The organism is Streptomyces sp. NPDC059832, from assembly GCF_042731715.1.
Classification (GTDB): Bacteria; Actinomycetota; Actinomycetes; order Streptomycetales; family Streptomycetaceae; genus Streptomyces.
This window is the reverse complement of sequence record NZ_JBHWIY010000004.1, coordinates 1-13,676: the sequence shown is the minus strand read 5'-3', so window position 1 is coordinate 13,676 and position 13,676 is coordinate 1. Positions and strand designations below refer to the sequence as shown.

Annotated in this window: 11 protein-coding genes and 1 tRNA gene; 7 read left to right on the top strand and 5 right to left on the bottom strand. The window is 68.5% G+C overall.

The features are described 5' to 3' along the window. Positions 1-18 precede the first annotated feature (18 nt). The 4 genes from ACFV8T_RS07915 to ACFV8T_RS07900 form a co-directional block, all read right to left on the bottom strand. Positions 19-363, bottom strand: a complete 345-nt coding sequence (locus ACFV8T_RS07915; protein WP_385325599.1) for a rhodanese-like domain-containing protein — start codon at positions 361-363, stop codon at positions 19-21. A 46-nt stretch (positions 364-409) separates the two neighbouring features. Beyond that, entirely contained in the window at positions 410-1,465 is a 1,056-nt protein-coding gene (locus ACFV8T_RS07910; protein WP_385325598.1) for a J domain-containing protein, read from the bottom strand. 58 nt (positions 1,466-1,523) lie between these two features. Next, positions 1,524-2,975 carry a DUF2252 domain-containing protein gene (locus ACFV8T_RS07905; protein ID WP_385325596.1) on the bottom strand — a complete coding sequence of 484 codons (1,452 nt, stop codon included), beginning with the start codon at positions 2,973-2,975 and terminating at the stop codon, positions 1,524-1,526. A gap of 148 nt (positions 2,976-3,123) precedes the next feature. Continuing rightward, a complete protein-coding gene (locus ACFV8T_RS07900; RefSeq protein ID WP_385325594.1) occupies positions 3,124-4,278 on the bottom strand; it encodes a hypothetical protein in 1,155 nt (384 codons plus the stop codon). A 90-nt stretch (positions 4,279-4,368) separates the two neighbouring features. On the opposite strand from ACFV8T_RS07900, the gene ACFV8T_RS07895 reads away from it, so the two are divergent. Continuing rightward, positions 4,369-4,839 (top strand): MarR family winged helix-turn-helix transcriptional regulator, encoded by a 471-nt coding sequence (locus tag ACFV8T_RS07895; protein ID WP_385325592.1) that lies wholly within the window; start codon positions 4,369-4,371, stop codon positions 4,837-4,839. Positions 4,840-5,082: 243 nt separating this feature from the next. Here ACFV8T_RS07895 and ACFV8T_RS07890 read toward each other — a convergent pair. Beyond that, a tRNA-Leu gene (locus ACFV8T_RS07890) sits at positions 5,083-5,165 on the bottom strand. 317 nt (positions 5,166-5,482) lie between these two features. Between ACFV8T_RS07890 and ACFV8T_RS07885 the strand changes: the two genes are divergently transcribed. The 6 genes from ACFV8T_RS07885 to pknB all read left to right on the top strand — a co-directional run bounded on the left by ACFV8T_RS07885 (position 5,483) and on the right by pknB (position 13,544). Next, positions 5,483-6,352, top strand: coding sequence for an FhaA domain-containing protein (locus ACFV8T_RS07885; RefSeq protein WP_385325590.1), 870 nt, complete (start codon positions 5,483-5,485; stop codon positions 6,350-6,352). Positions 6,353-6,362: 10 nt separating this feature from the next. Continuing rightward, positions 6,363-6,878: an FHA domain-containing protein gene (locus ACFV8T_RS07880; protein WP_072487556.1), complete on the top strand. Its 516-nt coding sequence runs from the start codon at positions 6,363-6,365 to the stop codon at positions 6,876-6,878. A 129-nt stretch (positions 6,879-7,007) separates the two neighbouring features. Then, a complete protein-coding gene (locus ACFV8T_RS07875) occupies positions 7,008-8,516 on the top strand; it encodes a Stp1/IreP family PP2C-type Ser/Thr phosphatase (protein ID WP_385325589.1) in 1,509 nt (502 codons plus the stop codon). Between the two features lie 23 nt (positions 8,517-8,539). Continuing rightward, the gene (locus ACFV8T_RS07870; protein ID WP_385325588.1) at positions 8,540-9,940 is read left to right on the top strand and encodes an FtsW/RodA/SpoVE family cell cycle protein; all 1,401 of its coding nucleotides are present in this window, start codon (positions 8,540-8,542) and stop codon (positions 9,938-9,940) included. Further along, on the top strand, positions 9,937-11,394 hold the full coding sequence (locus ACFV8T_RS07865; protein ID WP_385325586.1) for a peptidoglycan D,D-transpeptidase FtsI family protein: 1,458 nt from the start codon (positions 9,937-9,939) through the stop codon (positions 11,392-11,394). The genes ACFV8T_RS07870 and ACFV8T_RS07865 overlap by 4 nt, the downstream gene beginning before the upstream one ends. A 167-nt stretch (positions 11,395-11,561) precedes the next feature. Then, positions 11,562-13,544 (top strand): Stk1 family PASTA domain-containing Ser/Thr kinase, encoded by a 1,983-nt coding sequence (gene pknB, locus ACFV8T_RS07860; RefSeq protein WP_385325584.1) that lies wholly within the window; start codon positions 11,562-11,564, stop codon positions 13,542-13,544. Positions 13,545-13,676 lie beyond the last annotated feature (132 nt).

Sequence of the window (13,676 nt, the reverse complement as noted above, 5' to 3'; positions counted from 1 at the left end):
GCGAAGCGGCTCCCCGGCTCAGAGCACGAAGGCCGGGTTGCCGTCGTCCGTGACCATCGGGCGTCCGGCGCCGTCCCAGGCCAGCATCCCGCCGTCGATGTTCACGGCGTCGATGCCCTGCTGCACCAGGTACTGGGTGACCTGGGCCGACCGGCCACCGACCCGGCACATCACATGCACGCGCCGGCCGTCGTCGGCGGCCTCGGTCAGCTCACCGAAGCGGGCCACGAAGTCACTCATCGGGATGTGCAGAGCGCCCTCGACATGCCCGGCCGCCCACTCGTTGTCCTCCCGGACGTCCAGCACAAAGCCGTCCGACGGCACCGCCGCGACATCCACCGAGGGCAGCGGGGCGAAATTCATGGGTCATGCCTTCTCTCGTACGTACGCTCCTGAGTCACCTGAAACGCTACTGCACCATGGCCGCCAGCTCCGCCTCGCGCTGCGCGACCTCGCCCAGCAGCTGCTCGGCGATCTCGTCGAGCAACCGGTCCGGATCGTCCGGCGCCATCCGCAGCATGGCCCCGATGGCGCTCTCCTCCAGCTCCTGGGCAAGCACCGTCAGAAGTTCCTTGCGCTGGGTCAGCCAGTTCAGCCGGGCGTAGAGCTCCTCGCTCTCACTGAGCTCCGCCTCCGGAGCCGCCGGGCCCGCCGCCCATTCCTGCGCCAACTCGATCAGGAGAGCCTCGTCCCCCCGCCCGTACGCGGCGTTCACGCGGGCGATGAACTCGTCCCGGCGGGCCCGCTCCGTCTCGTCCTGCGCCAGGTCCGGGTGGGCCTGGCGTGCCAGGTCGCGGTAGAGCTTGCGCGCCTCCTCGGTCGGCCGGACCCGCTTGGGCGGCCGGACCGGCTGCTCGGTCAGCATCGCCGCGGCCTCGGGGGACAGCCCGTCGGAGTCGATCCAGTCGTGAAACAGCTCGTCGACGCCCGGCATCGGCATGACGATCGCCCGTGCCTCCTGCGCCTTGCGGATGTCCTCCGGATCACCCGTCCTGGCGGCCCGAGCCTCCGCGATCTGCGCATCCAGCTCGTCGAGGCGGGTGTACATGGGCCCGAGCTTCTGGTGATGCAGCCGGGAGAAGTTCTCGACCTCGACCCGGAAGGTCTCCACCGCGATCTCGAACTCGATCAGCGCCTGCTCCGCCACCCGAACCGCCTTCGCGAGCCGGGCCTCGGGCCGCTCCCCCTCCGCACGACCGCCCGTCCCCCCGCCGGCGTCCCCGCCCGCTGCCTCGTCGGGAGCCCCGGCTCCGGCGCTGCCCGCGGCGGTGCCGGAGCCACCTTCGACACCGGCCCCGGGACCGGCGCCGGTGTCCGTACCGGCACCGGCCGGCCGACCGTGCTGCTCTGGCGGCTCGCCCTGCCCGTACTGCTCGTTCCGGGCATGCTGCTCGTGCTGCCGGTCGTTGTCCTGCCGGTCATCGTCGTTCCGGGTGGTCGGCACCCCGGCGGCTTCGTGGGTCACCCGTCCAGCGTATGGCCACGGCCCACGTCCCGAAGACGCACGGCCGGCCCGATGCCCCTCAGACGCCCAGTTCGGCGGCTATCCGCCCCGAACCGATGGCCCGCACCAACTCCGCGTGGTCCGCCTCCGTACGGTCCGCGTAGGTCACCGCGAACGCCGCCACCGCCTCGTCCAGTTCCTCGTTCTTGCCGCAGTAGCCCGCGATCAGTCGCGGATCCGCGCTGTGCGCGTGGGCACGTGCCAGCAGCGCGCCGGTCATCCGGCCGTAGTCGTCGACCTGATCGGCCGCCAGCGCCGCCGGATCCACGCTGCCCTTGCGGTTCCTGAACTGCCGTACCTGGAACGGGCGTCCGTCCACCGTCGCCCAGCCCAGCAGGATGTCGCTGACGACCTGCATCCGCTTCTGCCCGAGCACCACCCGGCGCCCCTCGTGCGCCACCTCCGGCACATCGAAGCCGACAGCCGGCAAGTACGGCGCCAGCACCGAGGGCCGCGCCTCCTTCACCTGCAGCACCAGGGGCTCACCGCGGTGATCGAGCAGAAGCACCACGTACGACCGGGTGCCGACGCTCCCGGTGCCGACCACCCGGAACGCCACGTCGTGGATCGCGTACCGGGCGAGGAGCGGAACCCGGTCCTCCGAGATCGTGCCCAGGTAGTCGCCGAGTCCCGCCGCGACCGCCGCGGCCTCCTCGTCCGGCACCCGTCGCAGCACCGGAGGCGCGTCGATGAAGCGGCGTCCGCCGTCTCCGGAGTCCTCGGTGGACTTGGCCGCGAAGCGGGCGCTGGTGTTGTTGCGGGCCTTCTCCGAGACCCGCTCCAGAGTGCCGAGAAGATCCCGCGCGTCCGTGTGCGAGACCAACTTCTCGTCCGCGATGGCGTTCCAGGCGTCGAGCGCGGGCAGTTTGGCCAGCAGCCGCATCGTCCGCCGGTACGCGCCCACCGTGTCGTACGCGCCCTGCCGGCAGGTCTCCTCGTCCGCCCCGGCCTCACGCCCCGCGAGCACCAGCGAGGTGGCCAGACGCTTGAGGTCCCACTCCCACGGGCCGAACACGGTCTCGTCGAAGTCGTTCAGATCGATGACCAGGCTGCCCCTCGCATCGCCGTACAGCCCGAAATTGGCCGCGTGCGCATCGCCGCAGAGCTGGGCACCCACCCCGCTGACCGGCGTGCCCACCAGATCATGGGCCATCAGCCCGGCCGAGCCGCGCAGAAAGGCAAAGGGGGTGGCCGCCATCCGCCCCACCCGGATCGGGGCGAGGGAGGGCACTCTGCCCAGGCTCGACTCCTCGACCGCCCGCACCGCGTCGGGCCGCCCGGCCGGAAGGTCCAGGAACGCGTGCGAGGCCCTGGGCACCCGCTCCCGCACCGCTTTGCCCGCCTTCCTCGACGGCCGCTCCGCGCCCCCGTCCGCCCCGGCCGCCCTCCGCGCGAATCCGGGCACGACCGGAATACGCGGATCACCCGGCACGGACCGCTGAACCGGCACTGTCGCTTCGATGTCACCCATGGCGCGCAGCCTCCCCCGCCCTCGCCCTGCGCTCCCGGCCCGACGCCCTGTCGCAGATCAATTGCGACGAAGGTACCGCCGTCGGCCGAATCCCGTCTGCCCCTGTGGAAAACGCACCTTGCGACCTGTGGAAAACGATCCGTCCTGGTCAGACGCCGACGGTCTCTTCCATCTCCTCTTCGATCTCCCCCTCGATCTGCGGCTCGGCACCCGCCCCGGTCCGGGTTCCGGCCCCAGTCCTGGCGGCGTGCTTCGGCCCATGGGCTCCGCCGGCCTCGACAGAACCGGCGGCGGCGTCGGTGCCGGCCGCCGCCTCCACCGCGGCCTGCCGCCGCCTCGACTCCGCCAGCCCCGTCAGGGCCAGGCCCGCCACGAACCAGAACGCGAGCACCAGCACATGTCCGCCCAGCGCGTGTCCGCCGAAGTACACATGGCTGCGTACGCCCTCGACGAAGCCCGCGCCGTTCCAGAAGGAGTGCAGCGAGGCGAAGAAGCCGGGCTGCAGTTCGGGCCGGAAGATGCCACCCGAGCTGGTGAAGTTGAGCATCACGAACAGCACCATCAGCCCGAGCGTCGTCCAGTGCTTGAGGAAGGTGTGCAGCCCGACGCCGATCAGCAGGATGCCCGCGGAGTAGAGCCAGGCCATCGCCCACAGACCGCCGAGCCCCTGGTCCACCAGGCCGAACAGCGGCCCCGCGAACACCACTCCGATCACGCTCACCACCAGCGACGCGGCAACAGCCAGTGCGGCCCTGATCCTCAGCGCCAGCACGGCGCCCGCGCCGCCGATGACCGCGACCGAGGCGTACGAGCCGATACTCACCGCGACCAGCAGGAAGAAGATGCCCTGGCCGGTCGGATCGCCCTCCGCGGTCGGTGCCGTGTCCGTCACCTTCAGCGGGTCGCCCTGTTCGGCGGCAACCTTGGTGAACACCTTCTCGACCACCGTGGCGCTGGTGTCGGAGGACGCACTGGCCACGAGCAGCTCGGGGTGCTTGCCCGGCAGGTAGGCGCCGTAACTCGCCTGCGTCCTGAGGTGGTCCACGGCCGCGGCGCGGTCGGGAACGGTACGCACGCTCAGCGCCCCGTCGCTCTTGTCCTGCAGTGTCTGCGCGAGCACCTGCGCGCTGGGCCCGGACCCGACCACGTCCACCCGGAGATCGTGCGGCTCCGGCGCGTGAAAAGCCCCGAGGTAGGCGAGCCCCATGCCGATGCACATCAGCAGCGGCGTGACGAAATGGCCCAGCACATGGCGGAGGGCGGCGGCGGTGGAGCCGGTGGCGGCACTCGGGCCTGCGGACATTCGGAACACTCCAATGGTTGGCTTTTGCAACCTCTAATTCGTTGTACTATACAACTGAAACCCGAGAACCGCGAGACGGAAGGCGAAACCGTGCCAGGCACCCCCGAGGAACGCGAAGAGTCGCTGGACGTCATCCAGCGGGAACTGACCGCCTTCGCGCGCCGCGCGCGGGCCGCGGCAGCCCGCCTCCACCCGGAGCTCCCCCTGGTCTCGTACACGCTGCTGGCACACATCGAAGACCGGCACGGCTGCCGCGCGACCGATCTGGCCGCGCACTACATGCTGGACAAATCGACGGTCAGCCGACAGATCGGCACCCTGGAGAAACTGGGGCTGGTCGAGCGCCACCCGGACCCCGACGACCACCGGATCCAGGTGCTGCACCCCACCGCGGCCGGAACCCAGGCCCTCGCCTCCACACAGGCCAGTCGCCGCACGGCCTACCAGGAGCGCCTCGCGGACTGGACGGAGGAAGATCTCGCCCGGTTCGCGGAATACCTGCTGCGCTACAACTCGGCGGGCAACACCATCACGGCCGCCCCACAGACGCCGACGGCCTGATCCGACCCCCGGCCCCGGACAGCGGCTCGCGGAACCAGGACTCCGCGAGCCCCATCGCCCCTCCTGGGCCCCACCGAGGCGGTCACCCCTCAGCCCCACAAGACCCATACGCCATATGTGGCTCGTACAGCTCGTAAGCCCCACTGTTCCGCAGGACGCCTCGAATCAGACGTTTCACGTGAAACAAGAATTCGGGAACGAAGAAGCCCCACAGACCGTTTGGCCTGTGGGGCTTCTCTCTTGTGCGCGAGGGGGGATTTGAACCCCCACGTCCCTAAGGACACTGGCACCTGAAGCCAGCGCGTCTGCCGTTCCGCCACTCGCGCAAGAGTGGTGTTTCCAGAGACTCTCTCACCGTTTGGTGCGAGTCCCTGGCGACATCCGGAAGATTAGCACGCTGGACAGGGTGGATTCACATCCGTTGTTTCACCGACCGACTGAAGGGAAGCGGGAACGCCGAGCGGTGGCCCCCACTCCTCCTCTGTGCACCCCGGGTGCGGGACACTGTGAGGAGGCCGCCTCTACGATCCGTGTGAGAGGTGACACTCATCCACAGGGCAGACAAGGGGAACCAGCCGATTTCCCGACGCGTGGATACGATCAGTAAGCAGTACAGGGACGACTACAACGGAGGAGGTGCCCCATGGGAGTCATGAAGCGTTTCGAGCAGCGTCTCGAAGGTCTGGTCAACGGCACCTTCGCCAAGGTCTTCAAGTCCGAGGTCCAGCCGGTCGAGATCGCAGGAGCCCTCCAGCGCGAGTGCGACAACAACGCGACGATCTGGAACCGCGAACGGACCGTCGTCCCCAACGACTTCATCGTCGAGCTCAGCACCCCTGACTACGAGCGACTCAGCCCGTACTCCGGCCAGTTGGGCGACGAACTCTCCGGGCTGGTCCGCGACTACGCCAAGCAGCAGCGGTACACCTTCATGGGCCCCATCAAGGTCCACCTGGAGAAGGCCGACGACCTCGACACCGGGCTCTACCGGGTGCGCAGCCGCACCCTGGCGTCGAGTTCGTCACAGCAGGACCCCCAGGGCCACCAAGGACTGCAGGGCCAGCCTCCCTACCCGGGTCCGGGCCGGTCCGCGCAACCCACCGGCGGCTACGGATACCCGCCCAGCTCCGCCCCTCCCATGCCCGCGGCCCCGCCGCCGGGCGCCGGAAGGCCCGGAGCACCCAGCACCGACCGGCACCCGCCGGCCGGGCCCAGCCCCCTGCCGAACGCGCAGGTGCGACGCTGGATCGAGATCAACGGCACCCGCCATCAGATCTCCCGCCCGACGCTGGTGCTGGGACGCAGCACCGACGCCGACGTGCGGATCGACGACCCCGGCGTATCGCGTCGGCACTGTGAGATCCGGACCGGAACGCCCTCGACGATCCAGGATCTCGGGTCTACCAACGGCATCGTGGTAGACGGGCAGCACACCACCCGCGCTACGCTCCGCGACGGCTCGCGAATCGTCGTGGGCAGCACCACCATCGTTTACCGGCAAGCCGAAGGGTGAAGCGGGGGCAATGTCAGAGCTGACCCTGACGGTCATGCGGCTAGGTTTCCTGGCTGTTCTGTGGCTGTTCGTGATCGTGGCCGTCCAGGTCATCCGCAGCGACCTGTTCGGAACGCGCGTCACGCAGCGCGGCTCACGCCGCACTGCGAACGACGCGCGGCCTCCACAGGCACGCCAGAATGCCGCGGCACCGCCGCAGCAACGCCAGCAGCCAGGGCGCCAGCGCCGGGGGGCACCCACAAAGCTGGTCGTCTCCGAAGGCAGCCTCACCGGCACCACGGTGGCGCTCCAGGGGCAGACCATCACGCTGGGCCGGGCGCACGATTCAACGATCGTGCTGGACGACGACTACGCGTCCAGCAGGCATGCCAGGATCTACCCCGACCGTGACGGCCAGTGGATCGTCGAGGATCTCGGGTCCACCAACGGCACGTATCTCGACCGGACCCGACTCACCACCCCGACACCTGTTCCGCTGGGCGCGCCGATCCGGATCGGCAAGACCGTCATCGAGCTGCGGAAGTAGTACGACAATGAGCGAGCGGAGCGAGCGAGCCGCGGCAGTCCGGGCAACGGACCCCGCCCGGCTCCCGACCGGAGGGTGGGCAGTGTGGCTCGAGACCGGCTGTACCCCGAGCCGACGGGCGAGGTGCGCATGAGTCTTTCCCTGCGCTTCGCCGCCGGATCGCACAAGGGCATGATCCGGGAGGGCAACGAGGACTCCGGCTACGCCGGCCCGCGCCTTCTCGCCATCGCCGACGGCATGGGCGGCCAGGCAGCCGGCGAGGTCGCCAGCTCCGAGGTGATCTCCACGCTCGTCCAGCTCGACGACGACGTCCCGGGCTCGGACATCCTCACCTCGCTCGGTACGGCGGTCCAGCGGGCCAACGACCAACTGCGCATGATGGTCGAGGAGGACCCCCAGCTGGAGGGCATGGGCACCACGCTCACCGCCCTGCTCTGGACCGGCCAGCGCCTCGGCCTCGTCCACGTCGGCGACTCCCGCGCGTACCTGCTGCGCGACGGCGTACTCACCCAGATCACCCAGGACCACACCTGGGTGCAGCGGCTGGTCGACGAGGGCCGGATCACCGAGGAAGAGGCCACCACCCACCCGCAGCGCGCCCTGCTGATGCGTGCACTGGGCAGTGGCGACCATGTCGAACCCGATCTCTCCATCCGCGAGGTCCGGGTCGGCGACCGCTATCTGATCTGCTCCGACGGGCTGTCCGGCGTCGTCTCCCACCAGACGATGGAAGAGACGCTCGCCAGCTACCAGGGCCCCCAGGAGACCATCCAGGAGCTGATCCAGCTCGCCCTGCGCGGCGGCGGCCCCGACAACATCACCTGCATCGTCGCCGACGTCCTCGACGTCGACAGCAACGACACCCTGGCCGCGCAGTTCAACGACACCCCGGTCATCGTCGGCGCGGTCGCCGAGAACCAGGCCGCGCAGATGTCCGCCGCCGAGAGCACCGCCGCCATGCAGACCCCCGCCGGACGGGCAGCCGGCCTCGGCCGCCCCGTGCCGCCGCCCGCGGGGGGCTTCGGCCCGCCCGGAAGCGGCGACGTCGACGGCGGCTACGGCGGGATGCCCGACGGCTCCTTCGACTCGTACACCGACGACGACTTCGTGAAGCCCGGCGGCGGCCGCAAGTGGCTCAAGAGGTCCCTCTACTCCGTGCTGGCGCTCGCCGTCATCGGCGGCGGCCTCTACGGCGGCTACCGCTGGACCCAGAACCAGTTCTACGTCGGCGCGAAGAACGAACACGTCGCGCTGTTCCGCGGCATCAGCCAGGACCTGGCCTGGGTCTCGCTCTCGAAGGTCGAGAAGGACCACCCCGAGATCGAACTCAAGTACCTCCCGCCCTACCAGCGCAAGCAGGTCAAGGCGACCATCGCCGAGGGCGACCTGGCCGCCGCCCAGGAGAAGATCGGCGAACTCGCTCTCCAGGCATCCGCCTGCAAGAAGAACGCCGAACGACGTGCCGCCGAGAAGGCCAGCGCCGACGAGGGCCAGGCACCGGGTACGGACGCTACCGAGACATCCAGTGGCGCCAAGACGTCCGATGCCGCCAAGACCAAGCCGACCAAAACTCCCACTCCTGGTCCCAGCCTCTCGGAGGAAGAGAAAAAGCTGGTCCCGCAGTGCGGTAAGCAGTAAAGCCGTAGGGGGCCTTCAGCACCATGAGCGTTGTCACCAATACGACCACGATCGGCGCGATCGACGCACCGAGCCGTCGCAACACCGAACTGATGTTGATGGTCTTCGCCGTCGCCATCTCGGTATTCGCCTACGCCAATGTCGGACTCGCCCTCAACGGCGAACTGCCCTCCGGCATGCTCGGATACGGGCTCGGACTCGCCCTGCTCGGCGGCATCAGCCACCTCGCCGTCCGCAGATTCGCCTCGTACGCGGACCCTCTGCTGCTGCCGCTTGCGACGCTGCTGAACGGGCTGGGACTGGCCATCATCTGGCGTCTGGACCAGTCCGAACGGTTCCAGGCAACCCCGAACTTCGCGCCCGCCGCCTCCAAGCAGCTGATGTTCTCGGCAGTGGGCGTCGCACTGCTGGTCGTCGTTCTGGTGGCCCTCAAGGACCATCGCATTCTGCAGCGCTACACCTACATCTCCATGCTGGTGGCGCTGTTCCTCCTGATCCTCCCGATGTTCTTCCCCGCGGTGAACGGCGCCAAGATCTGGATCAAGATCCCCGGCGTCGGCACGATCCAGCCAGGGGAGTTCGCCAAGATCATCATTGCGGTGTTCTTCGCCGGATATCTCATGGTCAAACGGGACGCGCTGGCCTTGGCCAGCCGCCGTTTCATGGGCCTCTATCTTCCCCGGGGCCGTGACCTCGGCCCCATCCTCATGGTCTGGGCCTTCTCGATCCTGATCCTGGTCTTCGAGACCGACCTGGGCTCGTCCCTGCTGTTCTTCGGCATGTTCGTCGTGATGCTGTACGTGGCCACCGAGCGCACCAGCTGGATCGTCTTCGGTCTGCTGATGTCCGCGGCCGGCGCCGTCGGTGTGGCCACCTTCGAGCCCCACGTGCAGCAGCGTGTCACCGCCTGGCTCGACCCGTTCGACGGATGGGGCAAGCTGGCCGCCAGTGAGCAGATGGCCAAGTCCCTGATGGCCTTCGGCTCCGGCGGCACCCTCGGCACCGGGCTCGGCCAGGGCAACTCCGACCTGATCGGCTTCGCCGCCAACTCCGACTTCATCCTCGCCACCGTCGGCGAGGAGCTGGGCCTGGCCGGAATGATGGCCGTCCTGCTTGTCTACGGCCTGATCGTCGAGCGCGGTGTCCGCACCGCCCTCGCCGCCCGCGACCCCTTCGGCAAGCTCCTCGCGATCGGGCTCTCCGGCTCCTTCGCCATCCAGGTCTTCGTCGTCGCCGGCGGTGTCATGGGACTCATTCCGCTGACCGGCATGACCATGCCGTTCGTCGCAGCGGGCGGGTCGTCGGTGATCGCCAACTGGGCCCTGATCGGCATCCTGCTCCGCATCAGCGACACCGCACGCCGCCCCGCACCGACCCCGGCCCCATCGCCCGACGCCGAGATGACCCAGGTGGTCCGACCGTGAACAAGCCTCTTCGCAGGATTGCGATCTTCTGCGGGCTGCTCGTCCTCGCCCTCCTGGTCCGTGTCAACTGGCTCCAGTACGTTCGCGCCGACGAGCTGAACGGGAACGAGCACAACCGCCGCGTCCAGATCGAGCGGTACGCACACGAGCGCGGCAACATCATCGTCGACGGCAACCCCGTCACCGAATCCGTCGAGACCAAGGGCAGCGACTTCAAGTACAAGCGGGTCTGGAAGAACGGCCCCATGTGGGCCCCCGTCACCGGCTACTCCTCGCAGGCGTTCGACGCCTCGCAGCTGGAGAGCCTCGAGGACGGAATCCTCACCGGCAACAGCGACCAGCTGTTCTTCGACCGCACGCTCTCCCTCTTCACCGGCGAGAAGAAGACCGGCGGCAACATCGTCACCACCCTCAACGGCGCCGCGCAGAAGGCCGCCTTCAAGGGCCTCGGCAGCAAGAAGGGCGCCGTCGCCGCGCTCGACCCCCAGACCGGCGCCATCCTGGCCCTGGTCAGCACCCCTTCGTACGACCCTTCGGTCTTCGCGGGCAACTCCCTCAAGGACGCAGAAGCCCGGCAGCAGCTCCTGAAGGACAAGGACAAGCCGATGCTCAACCGGGCATTGCGCGAGACCTACCCGCCCGGCTCGACCTTCAAGGTCGTCACCGCCGCCGCGGCTCTGGAGAACGGGCTGTACAAGGGGATCGACGACAAGACCAACTCCCCGCTGCCCTGGCGGCTCCCGCTGACCACCGGCAACCTCGCCAACGAGGGCAACATCCCGTGCGAGAACGCCTCGCTCCGGGAAGCGCTGCGGTGGTCCTGCAACACCGTCTTCGGCAAGATCAGTGACGATCTCGGCAACCAGAAGATGATCGACGAGGCCAACAAGTTCGGCTTCAACAAGGAGATCTTCACCCCGGTACGCGCCGACGCCAGCGTCTACCCCAAGGACAACCGGCCGCAGAACGCCATGGCCGGTATCGGCCAGGCGTCCAACCGCGCCACCCCGCTCCAGATGGCGATGGTCGCCTCGGCCGTCGCCAACGACGGCAAGCTGATGCAGCCGTACATGGTCGCCGAGCGCCAGTCCCCCGGCCTCGACCCGATCTACACCCACGAGAAGGAGCAGTTCAGCCAGCCCCTCTCGGGCGAGAACGCGCAGAAGCTCCAGCAGATGATGGAGACCGTCGTCGAGAACGGCACGGGAAAGAACGCCAAGATCCCCGGCGTCACCGTCGGCGGCAAGACGGGTACGGCCCAGCACGGTCTGAACAACAGCGAGAATCCGTACGCCTGGTTCATCTCCTACGCCAAGACCGACAGCGGCTCCCCGGTCGCCGTCGCCGTGGTCGTCGAGGACAGTCAGGCCAACCGCGATGACATCTCCGGCGGCGGCCTGGCCGCCCCGATCGCACGGGCAGTAATGAAGGCGGTCATCGACAGCAAGAAGTGATGCCCATCACATCGGGTGCCATACCTGCACATTGGGATACCGGTCAGATATCAGGTCCGGACTACGGACCGATCAGGTAGTGCGCGGCCGGTAGCGTATGCGCGAGCAGCACACCGCCGGACCGCACACCGGTGCGGTCGGGACTGACGGAGAGGGCTGGAACAGTTATGGAAGAGCCGCGTCGCCTCGGCGGCCGGTACGAGCTGGGCTCGGTGCTCGGCCGTGGTGGCATGGCCGAGGTCTACCTCGCACACGACACCCGGCTCGGCCGCACCGTAGCCGTGAAGACGCTCCGGGCCGATCTGGCCCGCGATCCGTCCTTCCAGGCCCGGTTCCGCCGTGAGGCCCAGTCCGCCGCCTCGCTCAATCACCCGGCGATCGTCGCCGTCTACGACACCGGCGAGGACTACGTCGACGGGGTCTCCATCCCGTACATCGTGATGGAGTACGTCGACGGGTCGACACTCAGGGAACTCCTGCACTCCGGGCGCAAGTTGCTGCCCGAGCGCACCCTTGAGATGACCGTCGGCATCCTCCAGGCGCTGGAGTACTCGCACCGCGCCGGCATCGTCCACCGCGACATCAAGCCGGCGAACGTCATGCTGACGCGCACCGGTCAGGTCAAGGTCATGGACTTCGGCATCGCCCGCGCCATGGGCGACTCCGGAATGACGATGACCCAGACCGCCGCCGTCATCGGCACCGCCCAGTACCTCTCCCCGGAGCAGGCCAAGGGCGAGCAGGTCGACGCGCGATCCGACCTCTACTCGACCGGCTGCCTGCTCTACGAGCTGCTGACGGTCCGGCCGCCCTTCATCGGGGACTCACCGGTCGCGGTCGCCTACCAGCACGTACGGGAAGAGCCGCAGAAGCCCAGCAACTTCGACCCCGAGATCACGCCCGAAATGGACGCGATCGTGTTGAAGGCCCTGGTCAAGGACCCCGACTACCGCTACCAGTCGGCCGACGAGATGCGCGCCGACATCGAGGCCTGCCTCGACGGCCAGCCGGTCGCCGCCACCGCGGCGATGGGTGCGGCCGGTTACGGCGGCTACGACGGATACGGCAACGACCAGCCGACCACCGCACTGCGCGCCGCGGACCAGAACGGCGCACCCACGTCCATGCTGCCCCCGGTCAACCCGGACGACGGCGGCTACGGCTACGACGACCGCCCGGACCGCCGCCGCCAGAAGAAGAGCAACACCTCGACGATCCTGCTGATCGTCGCGGGCGTCCTGGTGCTGATCGGCGCGGTCCTGATCGGCAAGTCGGTCTTCAGCGAGACCAACAGCGACAACGGCAAGGTCGATGCGCCGAACCTGATCGGCTCGACCGTGAAGGAAGCACAGAAGCTCGCGGAGAATCCCGATGTCGTCCTGAAGATCGGCTCCCGCGAACCGTGCGAGGATCAGCCGAAGGGCAAGATCTGCAGCCAGAAGCCGGCAGTCGGCGAGAAGATGGACAAGAAGGACACCGTCACGGTCGTCGTCTCCACCGGCGCCCCGAAGGTCGATGTCCCGGACGTCGTGGAGAAGACCGAGGCGACCGCCCGCAAGGACCTTGAGGACAAGGGCTTCACGGTGAACGTCACCGCGGTCGAGTCCGAGAAGACCGAAGGTACGGTCATCGAGCAGGACCCCGCGGGCAACTCGAAGGCCGAGAAGAACTCCGAAGTCACGATCACGGTCGCCAAGCAGGCCACCCAAAAGGTGCCGAACGTCGCGGACCGGGACTACGACGCCGCCGTGGCTCAGCTCAACGGCCTGGGCTTCAAGAACGTCTCCAGGACCGAGGTCGACTCGGAGAAGCCGGCGAACCAGGTGATCAGCCAGACACCGCTCGCCGACTCGATGCAGCCGCTCACCGCCCAGATCGTGCTGACGGTCTCGAAGGGTCCGCAGCAGCCGGAACAGACCACGGTTCCCGATCTGCAGGGCAAGACACTCGCGGAGGCAAAGGCCCTGCTTGTCGGGGCGGGTCTGCAGCTCGGCCAGGTGCAGGGGCCGAACGACGACAACGCGAAGGTCGTCGCCTTCCAGCCCAACGCCGGTCAGCCGGTCGACAAGAACAGCGCGGTCAACGTCCAGACCATGCCGGGCGGCGGAAACGGCAACATCTTCGGCGGCCCGTTCGGCTCACGCCGCTGACCCGGACACACCGCCCATCGGGCCCCGGCCGCCACACGGCGAATTCCAAGGGTCGTGGCAACACAGGTGATCAACTGGCTGTTGCCAGGAGCTTAGCGAGACGCTCGGCTGGGGTTTCCCAGTCGAGCGTTT

Coding starts and splice junctions, on each gene's coding strand:
- ACFV8T_RS07915 (WP_385325599.1), bottom strand. CDS start 363: ATGAATTTCGCCCCGCTGCCCTCGGTGGATGTCGCGGCGGTGCCGTCG.
- ACFV8T_RS07905 (WP_385325596.1), bottom strand. CDS start 2,975: ATGGGTGACATCGAAGCGACAGTGCCGGTTCAGCGGTCCGTGCCGGGT.
- ACFV8T_RS07900 (WP_385325594.1), bottom strand. CDS start 4,278: ATGTCCGCAGGCCCGAGTGCCGCCACCGGCTCCACCGCCGCCGCCCTC.
- ACFV8T_RS07885 (WP_385325590.1), top strand. CDS start 5,483: ATGGGAGTCATGAAGCGTTTCGAGCAGCGTCTCGAAGGTCTGGTCAAC.
- ACFV8T_RS07880 (WP_072487556.1), top strand. CDS start 6,363: ATGTCAGAGCTGACCCTGACGGTCATGCGGCTAGGTTTCCTGGCTGTT.
- ACFV8T_RS07875 (WP_385325589.1), top strand. CDS start 7,008: ATGAGTCTTTCCCTGCGCTTCGCCGCCGGATCGCACAAGGGCATGATC.
- ACFV8T_RS07870 (WP_385325588.1), top strand. CDS start 8,540: ATGAGCGTTGTCACCAATACGACCACGATCGGCGCGATCGACGCACCG.
- pknB (WP_385325584.1), top strand. CDS start 11,562: ATGGAAGAGCCGCGTCGCCTCGGCGGCCGGTACGAGCTGGGCTCGGTG.